The sequence below is a fragment of the Candidatus Paceibacterota bacterium genome, assembly GCA_041661265.1.
Taxonomy (GTDB): domain Bacteria; phylum Patescibacteriota; class Minisyncoccia; order JAHIHE01; family JAGLIN01; genus JBAZUT01.
Genome location: JBAZUT010000005.1, coordinates 94,719 through 115,916, shown reverse-complemented (window position 1 = coordinate 115,916; position 21,198 = coordinate 94,719). Strand labels below are relative to the sequence as shown.

19 protein-coding genes are annotated in these 21,198 nt (G+C 42.5%); 18 read left to right on the top strand and 1 reads right to left on the bottom strand.

Annotation, left to right across the window (positions count from 1 at the left end):
• Nucleotides 1-225: 225 nt before the first annotated feature.
• The 11 genes from WC788_05210 to secA all read left to right on the top strand — a co-directional run bounded on the left by WC788_05210 (nt 226) and on the right by secA (nt 10,968).
• Entirely contained in the window at nt 226-561 is a 336-nt protein-coding gene (locus WC788_05210; GenBank protein MFA6096997.1) for a hypothetical protein, read from the top strand.
• A gap of 440 nt (nt 562-1,001) precedes the next feature.
• Nucleotides 1,002-2,657: an ABC-F family ATP-binding cassette domain-containing protein gene (locus WC788_05205; GenBank protein ID MFA6096996.1), complete on the top strand. Its 1,656-nt coding sequence runs from the start codon at nt 1,002-1,004 to the stop codon at nt 2,655-2,657.
• Between the two features lie 60 nt (nt 2,658-2,717).
• Nucleotides 2,718-2,891 (top strand): hypothetical protein, encoded by a 174-nt coding sequence (locus tag WC788_05200; GenBank protein MFA6096995.1) that lies wholly within the window; start codon nt 2,718-2,720, stop codon nt 2,889-2,891.
• Nucleotides 2,892-3,015: 124 nt separating this feature from the next.
• The gene (locus WC788_05195) at nt 3,016-3,144 is read left to right on the top strand and encodes a hypothetical protein (protein MFA6096994.1); all 129 of its coding nucleotides are present in this window, start codon (nt 3,016-3,018) and stop codon (nt 3,142-3,144) included.
• Nucleotides 3,145-3,159: 15 nt separating this feature from the next.
• A complete protein-coding gene (locus WC788_05190; GenBank protein MFA6096993.1) occupies nt 3,160-3,378 on the top strand; it encodes a hypothetical protein in 219 nt (72 codons plus the stop codon).
• A 148-nt stretch (nt 3,379-3,526) separates the two neighbouring features.
• On the top strand, nt 3,527-4,756 hold the full coding sequence (locus WC788_05185) for an MFS transporter (GenBank protein MFA6096992.1): 1,230 nt from the start codon (nt 3,527-3,529) through the stop codon (nt 4,754-4,756).
• A gap of 191 nt (nt 4,757-4,947) precedes the next feature.
• Nucleotides 4,948-5,553: a BPSL0067 family protein gene (locus WC788_05180; GenBank protein MFA6096991.1), complete on the top strand. Its 606-nt coding sequence runs from the start codon at nt 4,948-4,950 to the stop codon at nt 5,551-5,553.
• 99 nt (nt 5,554-5,652) lie between these two features.
• Nucleotides 5,653-6,492 carry a hypothetical protein gene (locus tag WC788_05175; protein ID MFA6096990.1) on the top strand — a complete coding sequence of 280 codons (840 nt, stop codon included), beginning with the start codon at nt 5,653-5,655 and terminating at the stop codon, nt 6,490-6,492.
• A gap of 241 nt (nt 6,493-6,733) precedes the next feature.
• Entirely contained in the window at nt 6,734-7,477 is a 744-nt protein-coding gene (locus WC788_05170) for a hypothetical protein (protein MFA6096989.1), read from the top strand.
• Between the two features lie 131 nt (nt 7,478-7,608).
• Nucleotides 7,609-8,034, top strand: coding sequence for a ribosome-associated translation inhibitor RaiA (gene raiA / locus WC788_05165; GenBank protein ID MFA6096988.1), 426 nt, complete (start codon nt 7,609-7,611; stop codon nt 8,032-8,034).
• A gap of 240 nt (nt 8,035-8,274) precedes the next feature.
• Nucleotides 8,275-10,968 (top strand): preprotein translocase subunit SecA, encoded by a 2,694-nt coding sequence (gene secA / locus WC788_05160; protein MFA6096987.1) that lies wholly within the window; start codon nt 8,275-8,277, stop codon nt 10,966-10,968.
• Between the two features lie 98 nt (nt 10,969-11,066).
• Here secA and WC788_05155 read toward each other — a convergent pair whose 3' ends face one another.
• Nucleotides 11,067-11,309 carry a hypothetical protein gene (locus tag WC788_05155; GenBank protein MFA6096986.1) on the bottom strand — a complete coding sequence of 81 codons (243 nt, stop codon included), beginning with the start codon at nt 11,307-11,309 and terminating at the stop codon, nt 11,067-11,069.
• 178 nt (nt 11,310-11,487) lie between these two features.
• Here WC788_05155 and WC788_05150 point away from each other — a divergent pair, with 178 nt between their 5' ends.
• The 7 genes from WC788_05150 to WC788_05120 all read left to right on the top strand — a co-directional run bounded on the left by WC788_05150 (nt 11,488) and on the right by WC788_05120 (nt 21,013).
• On the top strand, nt 11,488-11,976 hold the full coding sequence (locus tag WC788_05150; protein ID MFA6096985.1) for a CBS domain-containing protein: 489 nt from the start codon (nt 11,488-11,490) through the stop codon (nt 11,974-11,976).
• A 21-nt stretch (nt 11,977-11,997) separates the two neighbouring features.
• On the top strand, nt 11,998-13,272 hold the full coding sequence (locus WC788_05145) for an ArsB/NhaD family transporter (GenBank protein ID MFA6096984.1): 1,275 nt from the start codon (nt 11,998-12,000) through the stop codon (nt 13,270-13,272).
• 179 nt (nt 13,273-13,451) lie between these two features.
• On the top strand, nt 13,452-14,822 hold the full coding sequence (gene secD / locus WC788_05140) for a protein translocase subunit SecD (GenBank protein MFA6096983.1): 1,371 nt from the start codon (nt 13,452-13,454) through the stop codon (nt 14,820-14,822).
• A gap of 32 nt (nt 14,823-14,854) precedes the next feature.
• Nucleotides 14,855-16,015, top strand: a complete 1,161-nt coding sequence (gene secF / locus WC788_05135) for a protein translocase subunit SecF (protein ID MFA6096982.1) — start codon at nt 14,855-14,857, stop codon at nt 16,013-16,015.
• Nucleotides 16,016-16,395: 380 nt separating this feature from the next.
• The gene (locus WC788_05130; GenBank protein ID MFA6096981.1) at nt 16,396-17,472 is read left to right on the top strand and encodes a sigma factor-like helix-turn-helix DNA-binding protein; all 1,077 of its coding nucleotides are present in this window, start codon (nt 16,396-16,398) and stop codon (nt 17,470-17,472) included.
• 200 nt (nt 17,473-17,672) lie between these two features.
• Complete coding sequence (locus WC788_05125) at nt 17,673-18,959, top strand: hypothetical protein (protein ID MFA6096980.1); 1,287 nt, start codon at nt 17,673-17,675, stop codon at nt 18,957-18,959.
• A 41-nt stretch (nt 18,960-19,000) separates the two neighbouring features.
• A complete protein-coding gene (locus tag WC788_05120; protein MFA6096979.1) occupies nt 19,001-21,013 on the top strand; it encodes a type IV secretion system DNA-binding domain-containing protein in 2,013 nt (670 codons plus the stop codon).
• Nucleotides 21,014-21,198: the final 185 nt, after the last annotated feature.

Here is a 21,198-nt window from a genome sequence, read left to right as displayed (position 1 = left end):
TTGAAAATCGTGTTAGAATAATTCATAGAAAAAGCCTTATTAAGTTAATAATTGGAGCGATATCCTAATTATATCTAAACTTAGAGGTTTTTTCTATTTTGGAAATATTTTTGTTGGACACTAGTACATGGGGGTATTGACATTTATGATTATTAATGTATAATGTTAAGTCTTATTCGTAGGACAAAAAGCGAAGAAGTGGAAACAGATGGAGGAATAATAAAAATGATACAAACAGATGGAGCCATATTTGTATTCGTCGCTTGGGCGGCGGTAATAATCGTGATGTTTGGAGCGAGTTTCGCGATACTTAATAAATACGGCTTGATGGCGTATTGGCTGGATAATATTATTACAGGCTATCTGCTCATCACTCAGAATTGGCCGGTATTCTTTGGATTTATAGTGATTATGGCGCTGGTCTTACCGATTTTATCGAAATATATCGAAAAAGAAAGTTTTCATAGGACAGTTACGGCGTCGCGCTATATAGCAACCTCAATATCAATACTATTCCTGAATTTCGGCCTTTTCTGGCTGATTGCCTGGCTAAACAGATAATTGAATACGAAGTTCTGGAAAATCCAGAACTTTAGGTTCAGTTATTTTTTTTAAAACATTTATTTTTTTATAAATTGACAAAATCTTCCTTTTCACCTACAATATCTTCATGAAAACCATAACCATAAAACCTAATGTTTACACGCTCCAGATTGCTGAGAGAGTGGTTTTGTTTGAAGTTCGAAGACTCGTTTGCAGGTAAATTGTTTTTTGTCGGCCTGTTTCGGGCAACAATGAAACAAATTACGTGTAAGCGGGTTTTTTTGTGGGCGGGATGCATTCGTGTCATTCTGAGCCATTGGCGAAGAATCCCATTGATTGTCGGGCGAAATAAATTGTGGGATCCTTCTGCGCCGGTCGCGCCTCAGGATGACATTAAGGAAACAGATCGCTCGGAATGACGCATTATGCATACTTAATACTTAATACTTAAAAAATTTATGTTTATAGATAACTATAAAAGCGAGGCTCCGGAGGTGGATGGGCCTCTGGTGATCCTCACGGGAGTCGCCAAATACTTCGGGACGAAAGAAATATTTTCCGGGGTGGATTTGGTCGTGGGTCCGCGCGACCGCCTGGGGATCATCGGCCCGAATGGGGCAGGGAAAAGCACTCTTACCAAGATCATTATGGGTCTTGAAGAGATCGACGCCGGAGAGATCTATCGCGACAAAGATCTTCGCGTGGGCTATCTTCCGCAAGAGACCCATTGGGATTCCCTCAAGAACACGATCGCGGAAGAGATCAAAACGGCGGATCCCAAAATGAAAGAGCTTATGGCGCAAAAAACGGAATATGAGAAAATAATGTCAGACACCAAGAGAAAGGACCTCGATGAGAAGATAGCGGAATATGGAAAAGTCGTGGAAGAATTTGAAAAGCTAGGCGGATATGAATATGAAAATATCGCGGAGGAAACTTTGAAGAAATTCAATTTTCCGGAGGATGATTGGGGGAGGGAAGTGAAATCGCTTTCCGGAGGCGAGCGGACGCGCCTCGCGCTTTCCAAAATACTTTTAACAAGGCCCAACTTGCTCATCATGGACGAGCCGACCAACCATCTCGATCTTGCGACCATCGAATGGCTGGAAAAATTCCTTATGGATTGGAAAATGGCGATCGTTATCGTTTCCCACGACAAGAGATTCCTGGATTCTATATGCACGAATATTTTCGACCTGAGAAAGAAAGAATCGAGAAGATATTTCTGCAACTATTCGAACTATCTGATTGAAAAGGAAGCTATCAAGAATGCCGAATCCGAGGCTTTCAAGAGGCAGCAAAAATATCTCAAGGAACAGGAAGAATTCATCGAGCGTTTCCGCTACAAGGCGACGAAAGCCAGGGCGGTGCAAAGCCGTCTCAAGCTGCTCGACAAAATGGAAAAGATCGAAGAGCCCGAAGAAGAAAAAAAGAAGATCCGGATCAATTTGAATTTCGGAAAAAGCCTTCCGCAGAGGGTAATGGTTATTGAGAACCTGTTTTTCGGCGTAAAAGAATATCCGCTGGCGATCATGGAAGGAACCTGGGAGATCTGGAAAGAAAACAAGATCGGGATCATCGGCGCGAATGGCGCAGGAAAGTCGACGCTTCTCAAAACACTGCTTGGAAAACTCGAGCCATTGGACGGAAAGGTCAAAGTTTCCGGCAGCGTGAAGATCGGCTACTATGCGCAGTCGCACGAGGAGTTGGACCCCACGAAGAACATTTTTGACGAGGTCACGGAAAAGACCGGCGCCAGCCATCAGGACATCCGCAACATTCTGGGTTCCCTTCTTTTCGTGAAGGACGATGTTTTCAAGAATGTCTCGGATCTTTCAGGCGGGGAGCGGGCAAGAGTGGCGATCGCCGAGCTCATCCTAAACGAATCCAACATACTATTTCTGGATGAGCCCACGAATCATCTCGACATCGAGAGCAAGAATTGCGTCATTGAAGTTCTCAAAAACTTTGGCGGACCCATAGTCCTGGTTTCGCATGACCGCGAAGTCCTGGAAAAGGTTTGCAATGTCATTTGGGAAGTGAAAGACAACGCCGTCACGAAATATCTCGGGAATTATGATGATTATGTTTATAAAAAATCCGGAATGAAATAAAAAGGTCCATGGCTATTGATTTTTTCGGAATACGGAGTAAACTGTGATTCGGAGGATAAAATGATATTCAAGAACGTAGGCATCCAGAAGGATGCATGTCCGAAATGCAAAGGGTCGGTTTTTTGCGACCCGATCGAAAAAAATGGCGTCATTGTCGCATATAAAATAGTCTGTGGTAATTGCGGGAAGGAATTTGACGAAAGCGAATGGCCGCCTCCGATCCAGGAGCAGTAAGCTATCAATTTGATTGATGGCTTTTTTCTTGACATTTTGATCCGAATATTTACAATATAAAGTCAAGCTGGTCTTTTGGTGGGAATTCGGTTTGACGGTTTGAAAACATCGCAGGAGAAAAATAATGCCTGAAAAAAAAGATAAAAAAGATACAAAAACAGCCTCGACGATCACAATGGACGAGGTTATGGAAGATCTGAAAAAGAACGATCCGGAATTGCTGGAGCGGATATTGAAAGAAAAGCATGGATGATGAGGTGAAATGAAAATGGCCAAAAAGAAAACTATCGGAGAAAAGTATGGAGAAAAGATCGAAGAGATAGACAGATTGTTGTTTAAAGTGCAAGACTATGAAGGAGCGGCCAAAATATTAGGCAAGCTCCTGATGAGCCATGAAGGCGCAACTTCCTATCAAATGATGAGGATCGGAGATTCTGCCAAATTCGTCTCAGAAAAAATTGCAGAAAGGATCAGGAACGAGAATTAACAGTGTCGCACATTCAAGTAAAAGAATGCGAGGGGCAACATATGGAAATATCCGAAAATTGCCTCTTTTTTTATTCTCCTAAACCTGTATAATTATCATATCAAGAGAATCAATTACGAGTTTTTACCGAGTTTATATAAATGCAATTATGCTGGGAATATTGGAAAACCATCACAGTTTCCGCTCGTGGCTTCCGAAAATGGAAAGAGTCACTTTCGATGTGTCCATGGTGCACTTCCTTCTGATGTTCGGATATAAATTGTTCTCTCTTTATTATCCGCTTTTTCTGGTGTCCATCGGCTTATCGCTTGTCGATATCGGCGGAGTTTATCTTATCACCTATTCCTCCATCGCTTTTTTCTCATTGGTCATAAATCATTATATACACAAGTTCGATCCGGTGCTGATCGCGGTTGGCGGAATATCGGGATATGGCATTTTTTCATGCATGATGCTTGTCGGCCAGAACATATTCATTTTTTATGCGGCGCAGATCGTTCTCGGATTTTCGGCGGCGGCCTGGATGATCTCCCTGAAGCTTATGCTTATGGAATCCGGGCCGGAAAAGTGCGGCAGCGGATTTTGCTGGTTCTATTCTATGCCGCATTATGCGGCCGCAATAGCTCCGGCGATAGGCGGCCTGATCATCTGGAAGTTCGGTTTTGTCGGAGTTTTTTCGGCGAGCGTCCTGGTTCATCTTGTGAATGCGCTTTATGCTTATTTCAGGCTTAGCGCAGATTCAGGACTATTGAAGAAAGGAAGTCTCCCGCGGAAAGGACAAAACATGGACAGAAGCAGGCTGGCCGGTGCGCTGAAGATATTGAGCCATGAAAAATATATATCGATCCTCGCGACATCTCTTTTCTCCGCCCTGATGCTTGTAGGAATGTACCGGGCATTTCTGGTGATTTTTCTTGAAAGTGTTTCTCATGAGAAGGAGACTATAATTCAGATCATTTCCATCGCCTCGATCATTTATCTTCCGGTTTCCTTTTTTACGGTGAAAATTATCAACAAATTAAAGACCTATGAGGTCGTGCATAAAGGCATTATGATCGAGGGGGCGGTGTCGATCTTTTTGGCGGTATTTTCTTCCATACTTAATTTTTTCGGGATCTTGGCGGTTTTGATCGCGGATTCATTCGGCGTCCTCTTGGCTGATGTCGGAACGAGTTCTCTGCTTTCCCGGAAGCTTAAGGATCATCACGAGGAGGCGTCGACGATCGACACAATCATCTCGACTTTTTTTCCCGCCATCGGTTCACTTGCGGGCGGGATCATGATCTCGATGGTCGGATATCAGAACACATTCATGTATATGGGACTGGTCGTGTTCATCTCGGCTTCCATTTCCTTTTTCTGTTTTTCGCGGAAATAGAATAAATGTTTCAAACTGTTTCAAGCGCTTGACAAAGACGCCTTTTTTTTTGTTATTATTTGAACTATAGAAAAAACAGGAGGAATAGTTATGCAGCAAATTGAAAAGATATAAAAAAGCGACAAGCATACGCAAGCAAAAAAAACATCGCAGAGACATGTAAAACAAAAAAGAAATAGGGATGTGATTTGATGAATAGAAAAGGATCGAGAAAAATATTTGTTGCGATACTGCTTTTGGTAGCTATGGCAGTAGCAAGTGTGCCAGTTCAAGCAGCATATGAATTGAGAGCTACAAATGAAAATTATAAGTGGCTATGGGCATTTAATAATATATATGGTAGCAGCGCCTGGGCTTCTTATGGTAGCAGCGGCAATTCTTATTTGCTGAAATACGATTATGGAATTGTTCTTAGCACATATGGCAGCGGTAAACAATCTGTCAATGTTGGAACCATAAAAACCATTAAAATAGGAGATGGACAATGCGTGGCATTTGCTAAGGCAATGAGTAATACAAATAGCATTTCAACGCCAAACTGGATACGTGGTAATAAAGTAATGGATGGCGGGGTTTTGCCGGGAACAATCATTGCAACATTCAATTCAGGCGGTCAATACTATGGACATGTGGCAGTTTTTGACACCTATCATTTCGAGAATAATGTTCTCAAGGGAATAAATGTGTGGGATCAGAATTATGTCTATGGAAATGTGGTTGGCAGGCATAGAATACTTTCAAAAACTTCGTCTGACGTAAACGATGCAAATAGCTACTATGTGGTAAAACTGTCATAAAACAATCAGGCAAGCTTTTACCTTTTTTTAAAATTATGTTTCTATATTGATTAATATGATTTTATAAGCTAATATTATTATGCTAAATAATTAGACCATATGAAAAAAAATTACATTTTATCGCTGATTGTTTTGTTAGTGATGATAGCAATAGGCAGTTTGTTATATTTAAGACCGGACAAGCCAAATTCTAATGTAATTCAGCCTGTGTCAGATTCGGATAATAAAAAAAATGAGAGTGATACGGCCAATGAAGACATAACTTTAGATTCCAGTGAAATTACTAATTCAAAATGGAAAAGATATGCGAATAAAACACTAGGTTTTTCTATAAACTTGCCCGGGAAGGTGTCTGGTCTTGATAGATGTGATAGCAAAGATAATTTTCTAGTTTCTTTAAAAACAATTGAAGACAATGAGAATAATGTTGTTTATATTGTCCCGGAATATTATTTTGATGACTATTATGGAGAAGATATTAAAAATCCAAAACAAGGAACAAGCAATTGCGAAACAAAAATTTACGATCTACGGCTGATTAATGATGAAGTAAAGGGGATTGGCATGGAAGGCAAATATATTTCCAAACCAAGCAATCCATTTTTAGGCATTGCGATCAAAATTGTGGATATAAAGAATGACATGGATCTGGACCGATTCATTAAAGAAGATTATGGAGCCGGATGTTTCGCGGGCGAAAAGAATTTATGGACTGAGCAAGAGGGGGTTTATGATGTTAATATTAAAGGAGAGGATTGGGACAAGGTTGCATTTGGGGAATCAACATGTTTTGTGAATTATGTTGCAAAGATTCTGTATTATCCGGAAAAGGGAAAAGTGATGTCCGTTAAGCTCGGACAAGAGCCTAATTTCTATTTAGATATCGAGAATTTGCGCGCAAGTGATGAGGATATGATCAACAGTTTCAGGTTTGAGTGATGATGCAAAACATAGAATGTTCGACCGATTTGACACAAATCATCTTTTTGCTATAATTTTCATGTAATAATTCAATGGCGAGCATGAAAACAGGACTAAATTCAATTGAGATCGTCCCGCCAAGCTTCTTTTTCGAAAGAGGCTAGTTGAATTTGCAAATTAAAGACGCATTCCAACCTCTTTCAAAAAGAGGCGTTTGTTTTTTTAATAAGGTTTTTAGAGCGGCAGCGGAGGAAAAAATATGAAACAAAAAGTGATAGTAGTGAAAGTCGGAACAAAATGCATCATTGAAAACGGAAAAGTGAAGCAGGAGAACATTGATTCGATCGCGCGCGAAATAGCGCGGATAAAAAAAGAAAAAGGGGCCTCGGCGATACTTGTTGTGTCCGGCGCGGTCGAGCTTGGAAAAAATATGCTCGATCTCAAGGAAAGGCCGAAAGAAAAAATAGGCCTTCAAAGGTGCGCAGGCGTCGGTCAGGTCGAGCTTTTGAAAGCATGGTCGGACGGACTCGGAAAAGAGGGCATCATTCCTTCCCAGTATCTTCTCACTTACAGCAATTTCGAATCAGAAGAAGAGCAGCAGAATATAATTGCAAATCTTCGCGACGATATCGAGAATGGGATAGTTCCGGTCATTAATTTCAATGACAAGATCGATCACAAAGAGGTGACATTGGACAACGACAGGCTGTCTTCGAAAATAGCGGTCTATGCTCGGGCAGAAGCTCTCTTCATTCTGACGAACGATGTTGGAGGCCTGATGGACTCCGAAGGCCTTGTAAGAAGCATAAAACTGGATGATATTGAGAGGTACAAGAAACTGTGCAATGGCGCAGGAGATTCCGGCACCGGAGGAATGAGAACCAAGCTCGAGGCTGCCCAGGAGATCGCCGAAAAAGGAGGAATTTGCGTTATAGCGAATGTGAATTGCGCAATTAGCGATCTTTTGAGCGGGTATTCCGAATGTACAAGGATAGTAAAATAAACTTGCGGCAAACATGCCGCTCTTTTATTATTTGTATTTTTGGGCTATTATTAAAGTGTGAATAGGAAGCCTTGATAAATATATCAAGTGTGCTATCATAGCTTATGCATAAACAGGTAACAAAAACAAACATGAACATAATCATAAAAAGCACGAATCTGGAACTTCATGATGATCTCAGGGCTTATGTCAATGAAAAGATCGGCGGACTGAAAAAGTTCATTGAGAACGGTTATGTCGATCCCAGCAGCGTCACTGCAAGAGTGGAGCTTGCAAGAACAACAAGGCATCATCAGCAAGGCGATGTCTATATGGCCGAGGTGAACCTGGAACTTCCGAAGAAGATGTTTAGAAGCGTCGTTGAGAGCGATGATATCTACAAATCCATAGATGACGTAAAAGATGAATTGAAAGATGCGATAAACAGCTATAAAGACGAAAGAAACACGAAGATCAGGGCGGGAGCGAGGATAATCAAAAGACTGAAAAGGCTTTCTCCTCTTGCATGGGCGAAAGGGGAATTCAGCAAGTTCAAATTCAGAAGGAAAAAGAATTGATACTTGTCGAAATTTGAAATAACATTTCCTTTATTTTGTATTAATATCCAGATGCGAAAGACATATTTTTTTATCGGTATTCCGGGACGTATTAAAGATAGATATTTGAATTTTTTGTTTCAATAGCTCAATAAGCCTTTTGCCGGTATAATTTTATGCTGGCAGTTTTAATATAGAATATCGTTTTAGGCCGGTAACGCGATGTTTACGCTGTAGATTTTGAATTTTAATTATAAGACTATGTCAATTTTCGAGAAGATATTCGGAGATCCGAACGAGAAAGAGATAAAAAAGATCAGGCCGATCATAGACAAGATCAATGCGCTGGAAGGAAAATTTCAGGGGCTTTCCGGCGATGAGCTGAAGAGCGAGACTTCAAAGTTCAAGGAAAGGGTCCAAAAAGGGGAGACTTTGGACGATCTGCTTCCGGAAGCTTTTGCTGTGGTTCGCGAATCCGCCAAAAGGACTCTGGGCCAAAGGCATTATGATGTTCAGCTTATCGGAGGGATCGTCCTCCATCAGGGAAAGATCTCCGAGATGAAAACCGGAGAAGGAAAGACCCTTGTTTCGACGCTTCCTATCTATCTTAATGCTCTTTCGGGGAAGGGAGTCCACCTGGTCACCGTCAATGACTATCTTGCCAAGCGTGATGCCAACTGGATGGGGCCCATATATAATTTTTTGGGACTTAGCGTTGGAGTGATCCAGCACGACCACTCATATATTTTCGATCCGAAATCCGCGCCGGACAGGAATGAAGTTACGGTCGAGATGGAAAATCTCCGCGAAATAACGAGAAAAGAAGCGTATTCTTGCGATATAACCTATGGAACGAACAATGAATTCGGTTTCGATTATTTGCGTGACAATATGGCCGTGAGCGAAAGGCAGATGGTCCAAAGGGATCTTAATTATGCCATCGTTGACGAAGTGGACAGCATTCTGATCGACGAGGCCAGGACTCCGCTTATCATTTCGGCGCCGGACACGGATTCCAATGAGATGTACAATACTTTTTCCAAGATCGTCCCGAAGCTGCAGAAAGAAAGCGACTATACCGTCGATGAAAAAATGAGGGCGGTGAGCCTTACGGACGAGGGGGTTGAGAAAGTTGAAAAGATCCTTGGTATGCAGAACATATACAATGAAGGCGGGATCACATTCGTTCATCACCTGGAACAGGCGGTTAAGGCCGAGATACTTTTTAAAAGAGACAAGGATTATGTGGTGAAGGACGGAGAAGTTATCATTGTGGACGAATTCACAGGGCGCCTGATGCCCGGAAGAAGGTTCAGCGAAGGGCTTCATCAGGCCATTGAGGCAAAGGAGAACGTCCAGGTGCAGAAAGAAAGCAGGACGCTCGCAACCATAACCTTCCAGAATTATTTCAGGCTCTATGAAAAACTTGCCGGAATGACCGGAACCGCCATTACGAACGCGGAAGAATTCTCGAAGGTTTACGAGCTCGATGTCATAGCCATTCCTACGAACAAATCTTTGATAAGAAGAGATCTTAATGATTCCATATACAAAACTGAACATGGTAAATTCACGGCCCTTATACGCGAGATCAAGGAGCGTCATGAAAAAGGGCAGCCGGTCCTTGTCGGAACGATCTCGATCGAGAAGTCGGAAGTCTTGAGTGAAATGCTGAAACGGGAGGGCATTGTTCACGAGGTGCTCAACGCCAAATATCACGAGAAAGAGGCTCTTATAATCTCAAAGGCGGGCCAGAGAGGCGCAGTCACGATTGCGACCAATATGGCGGGACGAGGAACGGATATAAAGCTCGGAGAAGGAGTCGATAAGCTCGGAGGCCTCTGTATTCTTGGTACCGAGAGGCATGAGGCGCGAAGAATTGACAATCAGCTCCGAGGAAGATCCGGACGCCAGGGGGAGTCGGGTGAAACGAGATTCTTTGTCTCAATGGAAGACTATCTCATGCGGGTATTCGGTTCGGATAAGATGAAAAATCTTATGGACAAGCTTGGCATGGAAGAAGATATGCCGATCGAAAATCCGCTGATCTCAAAATCGATCGAGGGTGCGCAAAAGAAGATCGAAGGATTTAATTTTGACTATCGAAAGCACACTTTGGATTATGATGATGTGATGAATAAGCAGAGGGAGGCTATTTACAAAAAAAGAAGAGAGATCCTGAAAGTCTCGAAAGCGCTTGATGAGGGCAACGCTTCCCCCCAAGATGCGCCAAAGCCGGTGAATAAAGAAAATAATCCCGAACTTTTGGAAATGAAAGAGAAAGTCCTGGAAATGTTTGAGAATTATTCTGAGGATATCGTTTCCATCCACAGCGCGGAAGAGAGAAGCGGGTGGGATGTTTCGGGGATCGCTGAAGCTGTTGGCAAGATGGTTCCGACGGATAAGAAGATTGAAAGCGATCTGAAGGAATTAATTGTGTCGGAAAGATCCAATGAGGAGGTGAGGAGTCTTGCCACTGATATGGTTTTCAATGCCCTGTCAGACGCCTACAACAAGCGCGAAGAAGAGATCGGCTATGTGACAATGAGGCAGATCGAAAAAATGGTACTTCTTAGGAGCATGGACATGCTGTGGATGGATCATCTTGATTCAATGGAGAGCCTCAAGGCGGGGATCGGACTTAGGGGATATGGCCAAAGAGATCCCCTTGTCGAATATAAGAAAGAAAGCTATAGGATGTTCCAATCTCTTCTCGGGGCCATAGAGGAGAATGTCATCAGCACTATTTTCAAGATCCAGGTGGCAAAAAAGATCACATCTCCAATGGAGAGCAAGAATATCAGGACCAGTGGGGGAGGCGAGGAGGGGAAGGTGTTCGCTCCCATAACGAACAAGAACAGTGTCGGCAGGAATGATCCATGTCCGTGCGGAGCGAAGAAGCCCGACGGTAGTTCCATAAAATACAAGCATTGTCACGGGAAGAATGCTTCATAAGTGGCTGCAAAAATATAAACCCAACTCCGCTGCTTGCAGCGGAGTACCTGCCGGTAGGACCAGGTACTGGCACCATAATAAAATAAAAGAATCCTGACTTATGTGCCAGGATCGTGAGATGTAATAGTCGCTATTGCAGTTAATTCCGTGTACGCGCCGTATGCGTTTGCGGCCGAGCTTTGCAGCCATTCTATCTTTACCCAGTCTTCGGGGTGGTCTTTTGTGAATGCATTTATTTCATTATTCATTTGATCGATTCTTCTTGTCCGTTCCAGAAGAGCAGTACCCTTGTCGATTCCGGTCTGATTGGGCAATTCGATTGAGAATATTTTTACTATCATGTCTAAACCTCTCGTTAAACTTGTCAGTTTAACAAAACAATGTAGCATAATATCTATTTTTGTCAAGACTGAATAGGGATTTATTTTTTTGTACCGTTGACGCACGGTATTTTTTGTGATAAAATAATTTTTGTTGTGAAAATTGAATTTTAAATAAATTAATTAATAATTAACAAATATGACGAATAAAAAAAAATGCACCGTGGCAGATTACATGCGCACGCCTGCCATAACGGCGAATATAACAACGACTTTCAGGGAGGCTGTTGAAATTATGATAAAAGAAAATATCAACAGTCTTGTGATCGTCGACCGGGACGGCAAGGTAATCGGAATACTATCCAGTTGGGATCTTGTTGAATATGTCGTTCCGGATTATCTGGAAGAAGACAAACATTTGGCCGCATTCGAATCTTCGGATACTTTCAAGATCAGGACCAGGCAGATCGCGAACGACCCGATCGGAAAATTTATTACGAAAAGGGTGCATACGATAAGCGCGGGCAGCTCGATCATGGAAACTGCGACGACACTCTCGGAATATCATGTCAGGCAGATGCCGGTTGTCGATGAAAAGGGATATCCTATAGGATATATAAACTGCGCCGATATCAAGCAGGCCATTTATGACGTTTTGCAGGGCAGAAGAAGCAACAATAAAGAATAATAAGATAAATAATATACATTTATGGATACGAGTTTTTGGATTGCGATTACGATATTTGTTATAACCTATGCGATCATAGTTTTTGACAAAGTTCACTTTACGGTAATATCCCTCGCGGGAGCGACATTAATGATCCTGCTTGGTGTCATCAATCAGGAACAGGCTGTCGAAGGTGTTGATTTCAATACAATCGGGCTTCTGATCGGAATGATGGTGATCGTGAGTATCGCCAAGAAAAGCGGAATGTTTCAATATGTTGCGATCTGGGCGTCAAAAGCGGGCAGGGGAGATCCGAAAAATATTTTTATACTGTTTGGTATTCTTGTCGCGGTATTCTCGGCGTTTTTGGATAATGTCACGACAGTTCTTTTGATGGTGCCGGTCGTTTTTGTCATCACTCATAATTTGAAGATCAATCCCAAGCCATTCCTTCTCGAAACGATACTTTTGTCCAATATCGGAGGGACTGCGACACTGATCGGCGATCCGCCAAACATTCTAGTCGGAAGTGCCGTGGGGCTCTCATTCAATGATTTTATAATCAATCTTGCGCCGATCGTAATTGTCATAACAGTTGTCACGATCGCAATCTTGTGCCGGATATATAAAAAAGATCTGGTAACAACCCCTGAAGCGCAGGCTCTTATCATGAAATTCGAACCGAAAAAAGCTATTACCAACCAGACTTTATTGCTGAAATCTTTATTTGTGCTTGGTCTTGTGATGCTGGGATTTTTCACGCATAGCGTTACGCATTTGGAGGTGGCGACGATCGCCCTTGCGGGAGCATCATTGCTTCTTCTTATAACGTGCTATGAGCCGGAAAAGTGCCTTAATGATGTGGAATGGACCTCGATATTCTTTTTCGCGGGACTTTTTATTCTTGTCACTGGCATTGAAAAAGTAGGTGCTATAAGGATCATGGCGGAGGAGCTAATAAGATTAACCGGCGACAATCAGGTTCTTACAACGATCGCTATCTTGTGGGGTTCCGCAATATTTTCTGCTATCGTGAACAACATTCCATTCATAGCGACTATGATACCTCTTATCAAGGATGTTGGCGCCCTGACCGGGCTTGATCTTGGTCCCATGTGGTGGGCGCTCTTGATCGGAACCGATATCGGCGGAAACGCAACGATCATCGGAGCTTCGGCCAATGTCATTGTGAATGGCATGGGAGAAAAAGAAGGATATAAATTCGATTTCATTGAATATATGAAGCTTGCTGTCCCTTTGACATTCATAGCCCTGGTCATCGGAACTGTGTACATCTATTTGAGATATTTAATGTAAATGGGATCTCGAAAACAAGATCAACACAAAACCGGTCATATTGGATTTTCGGGTGAAAATCGTTTGACATTTGGTTTTATTTGCTATAAATTTATAAGAGCTGAATATTTGGCTTGATTTTTGTTTTTTTAGCCAAAATTTGCATGTGTCAGTCAATTTTACATGTTTAATCATCAACTATGTCCAGTAAGAAAAAAGTGGTAGTGAATTTTTTGATCATCCTGATCTTGGCTGTTGTGGCGGGCTATATCGTGTATCCGAAAAACCAGGGGATAAAGATCCAGCAATTCGGAATGAATTATTATAATGACCTCAAATTCCGTCTCGGACTGGATTTGCAGGGGGGAACGCATCTGGAGTATCAGGCTGACCTTTCCCAGGTCAAGGAGTTGGATAAGCGAGCAGCCATGGAAGGCGTGAGGGACGTTATTGAAAGAAGAGTGAATGCGTTTGGCGTTTCGGAGCCGCTTGTCCAGATCTCAAAGAACGACCGGCTGGTCGTGGAGCTTGCGGGCATAAAGGACGTGAATCAGGCCATCAAGATGATCGGCGAGACACCGCTTTTGGAATTCAAAGAAGAAATGAATGAAGAAGAAAAGGCTCAGCTGAGAGATCAGTTCAAGGATTCGGATATTCCTGAAGATTATCTTTCTCAATTTTACTATAAATCCACCGGGCTCAATGGAAATCAGCTTCAGCGCGCCGATGTTGCTTTCAATCCGAATACCTATGAACCGGAGGTTCAACTGGTTTTTAATGATGAAGGGAAGAAGCTTTTTGGCGAAATAACCACAAGGAATGTGAATAGAAAAGTTGCTATTTATCTGGACGGCATGCCGATCAGTATTCCAAGAGTGAATGAGCCGATAACGGACGGAAAAGCGGTTATATCCGGAAATTTCACGGTTGATGAATCCAAAACTCTGGCGCAGAGGCTGAATGCCGGAGCGCTTCCTGTCCCGATCAAGCTCATCAGCCAGCAGACTGTTGATGCAAGTCTCGGAAAGGATTCCATAGACAAAAGCATTATTGCAGGCACAGTCGGATTCATTGTGCTGAGCTTATTCATGATAACATATTATAGATTACAGGGATTCCTGGCGGTGCTAGCGCTCATCCTTTATTCTCTTATTGTTCTGTCTTTATTCAAGCTTATAGGTGTCACGCTGACACTTTCCGGAATTGCGGGTTTTATCATGTCTATAGGAATGGCAGTCGATGCGAATGTCCTGGTTTTTGAAAGGATGAGGGAAGAACTGAGGAAGGGGAAAACCGTTGCCATTGCCACAGAAGACGGATTTTCCAGGGCTTGGAGTTCCATATTCGACTCGAACGTATCAACGCTTATCACCTGTCTTATCCTTGCATATTTCGGTTCAAGTATAATAGTCGGATTTGCCATAACGCTGGGCATCGGTGTTATCGTCAGCATGTTCTCGGCGATATTCATCACAAAGACTTTGCTCAAGATCGTCATAATGTTCAAGGCGGGAAGGAACGGATGGCTTTTCGGGGTCAGCAAGAAAAAGAATATTCCGGAAAATGCATAATCTAATTTTTATTAACGATAAGTAAAATAATTATGATCAAAATAATTCAGAGAAGGAAAATATGGTTTACGCTGTCGTCTCTGCTTTTTGTCGCCAGCATCGTTGCGCTGTTGAATTGGGGGGTAAAGCTCGGGATCGATTTTACGGGCGGAACTTTGTTGGAATTTTCTTTCAAGGATAAGACCTTGAATAGCCAGGAGATCAAAGATTCTCTCAAGGACTTGAATCTGGGCGATATAAGCGTGCAATTTTCCGGAGAAAAGAATGTTCTTGTGAGATTCAAAGACGTGGATGAAGATACGCATCAGAAAATATTGCAGGCAGTGGACAATAAAGTTGGAGAGAAAAATGATCCGGCAAGCGCTCCATTCGGCGAAACTCCGGCTTTGAACTCAGATGTGCCGGAAAATCAGATCGATGTCAATTCTCAGGAAGGGGTGAAGGTCAATGAAAAAATTAATCCCGCTTTGGTGGAGACGAATCCCGTTGCAGTGCCCGGAGGAAATGTGTCGGTTACGACCGATGATGGTTCGGCAACCATATCCGCCGAGGGAAACGGGGATGTCAAGGTGGAGCCGGTAAGTGTTGCCAGCGGAGCATTGAAGAACGTTGAGGAGAAACGATTTGATTCTATCGGTCCTGCGATCGGAAGCGAACTGAAAACGAACGCCATTTGGGCGATAGCGATCGCGCTTGTGGCAATGGTTGTTTATATCGGCTGGGCTTTCAGGAAAGTTTCTTATCCGGTATCCAGCTTTAAATACGGGATCGTTGCAACCCTGGCTCTTTTTCACGATGTTACCATAACCTTGGGCATATTCTCGGCTTTGGGGCACTTTTATAACGTTGAGGTCGGTCTTCCTTTCGTGGCTGCGATATTGGCCGTTCTCGGATATTCCGTGAATGATACGATCGTCGTTTTTGACAGGACTCGTGAAAATCTTCTCAGATCGGGAATGTCCGATTTTGAGGAAATTGTGAATAAAAGCGTCAATGAAACCATGACCAGGTCGATCAATACGACATACACCACCCTTTTGGTCCTGTTCTGTGTGTATCTTTTCGGAGGCGAATCCATAAGATATTTCATTGTCGCGCTTTTCGTGGGAATATTCTTCGGAACCTACTCATCTATTTTCATCGCAAGTCCGCTTCTTGTAACATGGCACAATTGGGATCTGAAGAAGAGATAACTCTCATCGGAAAATCCGGAAGATCAAGCACCTCGACGTGTTTGATTTTTTTTGAAAGATAAAGATGCGATTTGATGTAATAATAGATGATATTACATATATCCGGACAACGCATGGTTGACAAGATTCGCTGTCAGTTATTTTTTTAAAGAAAATTATATAGGAAAAAATCGCAAAAAATCCCGGTAGGATATTCTGTAATATATCGGGCATATTATTTTTTGCATATCGGTATTTGATGAAAAAAACTTGACAAAAATTTATATTTTATTAACTTTAGAGTGAAGTATGAATAGTTATTGACATTAACAATTAAATGTGCTATACTATTTAAGCAATAGTTATTTAATCAATATTAAGCCTTATTTAACATAAAAAGTATGACAAATGAAAACGACAGCTCGAAATACCAAATTAAAATAGATTTGAACAATCTTATTTTAGAAATGGTTAACAAACTTCCAAAAAGACCCCAGGAAGTCATTATCATGAGGTTTAATTTGGATGGAAAGGGAGTGAGAACTCTCGACCAGATCGGAAAAGATTATGGCGTGACCAGAGAGAGGGTCAGGCAGATCGAAGCAGAGGGGATCTCGAAACTGAAAGCAATTGGCAAGGATGGCAATATCGATCAGGTTTTTGATTATATACAGGAGGCCATAGAGGATCATGGCGGAATAATGAGTGAAGACAGTATTGCCGAATATTTATTCGGTGCGGCGGCCAATTCCGGCGTGAACAGGCAATTGACTTTGCTGATCTTGTCATTGGACGAAAAGATAAAGAATACGAAGGAAATAAAGGTTCACAAGAAGATATATTTCTATAACGATGAGCATGTAAAGAGATTCAGAGATATCATGAATGATATCGAAAAATATCTCCTTGAGAAGAACGAAAATCTGGAATATGAAAAAATAATAGAGCTGGCAAATGACTGTGCATCTAAAAAAGGATTCAGCAAACTGCCGCCGAATGCGATCAAGTCCTATCTTAGTGCCAATAAAATAATAATAAGAAATATATTGAATCAGTGGGGACATGAAAAATGGCCTCATATAAATCCGAAGAGTATCAAGGATAAGGCATATCTTGCTTTGAAAAAAGGCGAGAGAGCGCTGCATTTTTCCGAGATCGCCGACGAGATCAATAAGATATGGATCCAAAGGAAAAAGAAAGCGAACAAGCAGACGGTGCATAATGAGCTTATCAAAGATAAGAGGTTTGTTCTGATCGGAAGAGGCATTTATGCGTTGAAAGATTGGGGGTATAGCCCGGGAACCGTATTAGATGTTATAATAGAACTATTGAAGGCGAAGGGAGAAATGGGACAGGATGAGATAATCGATGAGGTTCTGAACAAGAGGAAGGTCAGGAAAAATACCATAATTCTGAACTTGCAAAACAAGAATTATTTCGAAAAACTTCCCAACAAAATATACAAGCTGAAACAATAAGCGAGCACACATTTGAAAATACAGACTAGACAGGAGAAACACCTTGTCTTTTCTGATAATTGGCTTTGCTTTCAAAGACAAAATCGGACTCGTATTCTAGGCGCGTATCCTGCTGCTGCAATCATTCTTATGTATTGCCATAAACACAGGACGTCCGCCTTATCGCCTGATGCAACAAAACAAATAATTTAGAAGCGTCTATGATCACATTTCCCGAAGTATTATTTGAATCTCTGAAAGAATCCGTATCGATATTCTCAAAATATTGGTGGTTTTTCACTACAATCGTGCTTTGGCACACGTTTAAAATCGCCTGGGTGAACTATATCCATGAAAAATATGTACGCGAAATTCAATGGGACCTCATTGAGGTGATAATACCGAAGGAGATCGAGAAAAGGCCGAAGAATATGGAAGAATTGTATTCCGGGATATACAGTTTTTATGACGTGGTGGTGGATACGCTTTATGATATATATCTGAAGGGAATGCTCGATGCGTGGTTCAGCTTTGAGATCGTCAGCATTGACGGTGATATACACTATTTTATAAGAACGCCGGTTCTGTCGAGGAAGACGATCGAAGCGCAGATCTATGCGCAATATCCTGCAGCTGAAATAAGGGATGTGGAGGATTATGTGTTGAACGTTCCGAATGATATTCCAAACAAGGATTATGAGCTCTGGGGCACAGACATGATCCTGGCAAAGGAAGATGCTTATCCGCTCAGAACATACAAGGAATTCGAAGATACCGGTTCGGGCGAATTTGTTGATACGATGTCAAATATAATTGAAGGCGTGAATAAATTGCAGAAAGGCGAGCAGATATGGATACAGGTTTTGATCAGGCCCACAAATGACGACTGGAAGAAGGAAGCCAATGAATTGATCCTTGAGCTGATCGGCAGGAAAAAGAAGAAGAAATCAAGCAATCCTTTCGATTTTCTGATCGAGGAACTTTGGGATATCGGAAGATACATAGCGGGCGGATTCTTTTCGACCGTAAATCCGGCCGAAAAGAAGGATGAGAAAAAGGATAAAGAGCCTCCCAGCATGATGTTGCACTTGTCTCCCGCGGAAAAAGATGTCGTGATAGCGATAGGCGAGAGCACAAAAAAGCCCGCATTCGACACTTGCATAAGATGGATATATCTTTCCAAGCGGGATATTTTCAACAAAACAAAAGGGAACTCGATCGTTTTTACATATTTTTCTCAATTCGGAAGCAAAGACAGGAACAGTTTTGTGCCGGACGGGAACACAAAAACCAGCGCGTATTATTTTTTTACGGATTTCAGAAAAGCTCTGAGAAAAAGATCGATCCTCAGAAGATACAAGAGGAGGGAATTTGATAAGCGAGGATATGCTCTCAATACCGAGGAACTTGCGACAGTATTCCACTTTCCGACGATCGAGGTCAAGGCCCCTACTGTTTCAAGGGTTGAGGCGAAGAAGGGAAAGCCTCCTGCAGAGCTTCCCATCTAGGGATTTCGGCGGAGTTTATAAATTTGGACTAATAAAATATCATGATGATGGACAGAGATATAACATATTTTGCAAAAACGAATTTTCGCGGACAGGAGCATATTTTTGGCATAAAAAGAGATGACAGGAGAAGGCACATGTATATCATCGGAAAGACCGGTATGGGAAAAACGAATCTCCTCGAGACCCTGGTTATCGCCGATATCAAAGCCGGGAATGGCGTTGCCGTTGTGGATCCGCATGGGGATTTTGCCGAAAAGATCCTGAATTTTGTCCCTGCATCCAGGATCAATGATGTGGTGTATTTCAATCCCGCCGATATAGACTATCCGATCGCATTTAATGTCATGGAACAGGTTGACGTGAAATACAGGCATCTCATATCTTCGGGATTGATCGGTGTTTTCAAGAAAATATGGGCGGATTCCTGGGGTCCCCGATTGGAATATCTGCTCCGAAATGTGATATTGGGACTCTTGGAATATCCCGGAAGCACTCTGCTCGGAGTTCCAAGAATGCTTGTGGACAAAGAATATAGGGCCAAGGTGGTCGCAAAGATCACGGATCCCGTGGTAAAGGCGTTCTGGACCACTGAATTCACGAAATATTCAGCCCAATTCACCGTGGATGCGATATCTCCGATCCAGAACAAGGTCGGACAATTTCTCTCGAGCGCTCTCGTGAGAAATATCATTTCGCAGACGAAGTCCTCGATAGACATGAGGGAAATAATGGACAACAAAAAAATATTCGTTGTGAATCTCGCCAAAGGAAAGATCGGCGAGGACTATAGCGCTCTCTTGGGCGCGATGCTCATTACAAAGATACAGCTTGCCGCCATGGGAAGAACGGATATTCCGGAGGACGAAAGAAAGGATTTCTATCTATATGTCGACGAGTTCCAGAATTTCGCGACCGAATCATTTGCGGGAATATTGTCCGAGGCCAGGAAATACAGGCTGAATCTGATCGTTGCTCATCAATACATAGGACAGCTCGAAGAAGAGGTTAGCGATGCTATTTTCGGAAATATCGGAACCCTTATTACTTTCAGGGTCGGAGCTGCGGATGCGGAATTTCTGGAAAAAGAATATGAACCTATTTTCATGATGAACGATCTTGTAAATCTCGGAAAATATAATATTTATCTCAAGCTGATGATCGACGGAGTGGCCGGAGACGCCTTCAGCGCGACGACGCTTCCCCCAAATCCCGTGACCGAAAAAAGCAATGCGGAAAAGATAATCAAAGTTTCAAGGGAAAGATATGCAAGCAAGAGAGAAGTCGTTGAGGATAAGATCACGAGGTGGTCGGGGATCGATCTTGGAGAAGGAAGCCAGGGAGAAAAACCGAGAGGAGAGAGAAGGTTCGAGGGCGGCGAGGAATCGAGGTCTTACAAATCCGATAAGATCGACCGCGAGCTTTGGGATGCCGAATGCGCGATGTGCAAAGAAAAGATCAAAGTGCCGTTCAAACCCGATCCGAACAGGGCGACATATTGCAGAAATTGTCTTGTTGAAGTCAGGAAAAAGATGACTGATGCGCCTAAAAGCAGCCAGCCGGCAGTAAAGTTCGAACCGGAGAAGAAGGTTTTCGAAAATCCTGTCAATAAGGAGATCGAAAAGAAAAAGGAGATCATTGTTGCAAAGCCGAAGCAGGAGGATCGGCATGCCGAACCCGTAAAAACGGAAGTCGTTAAAAAGCCGGAAGCTGTTGAGGCGCGTATTGATGTGAAAAAACCGGAGATCAGGCCCGAGATAAAAAATAATGTCAGTGTTCGAAGAGCGGAGGTCAAAGTGCCGGAGGTTTCAAAGCTGATCGTTCAGCCGAAAAAAATGGATAAAATTCCCTTAGAGGCGATAAAGAAGACCGTTCCGCCACCCGCGGCAATTTCCAGGCAGGCCGAAATACCGAAGAAGAAAGTTGTTCCATTGAACACCGCGGTTCTTTCCGGGCCGCCTGAAATTCCGAAGCAGAAAGCTGAAGAAAAGGCGAAGGCCGGAAGTCTTTCTGAGAAGGCAGACATAAAGGAGGGTGAAACGATAAAATTTTGAGCCTTTTGAATTTGACAATATTCATTTAAATGATAGTATTCGTAATGTAAGTTAAATTATTTTCATGATAAGCCTAAACCGATCAATTTGTTGTTGCATCAGATGTCGTAAGACGGGTTGTTTTTGGTGTTGTAGCTAAAGCGCTTTGCATTATCCAAAGATCAACCTGCAGAGGTTGTTTTTTT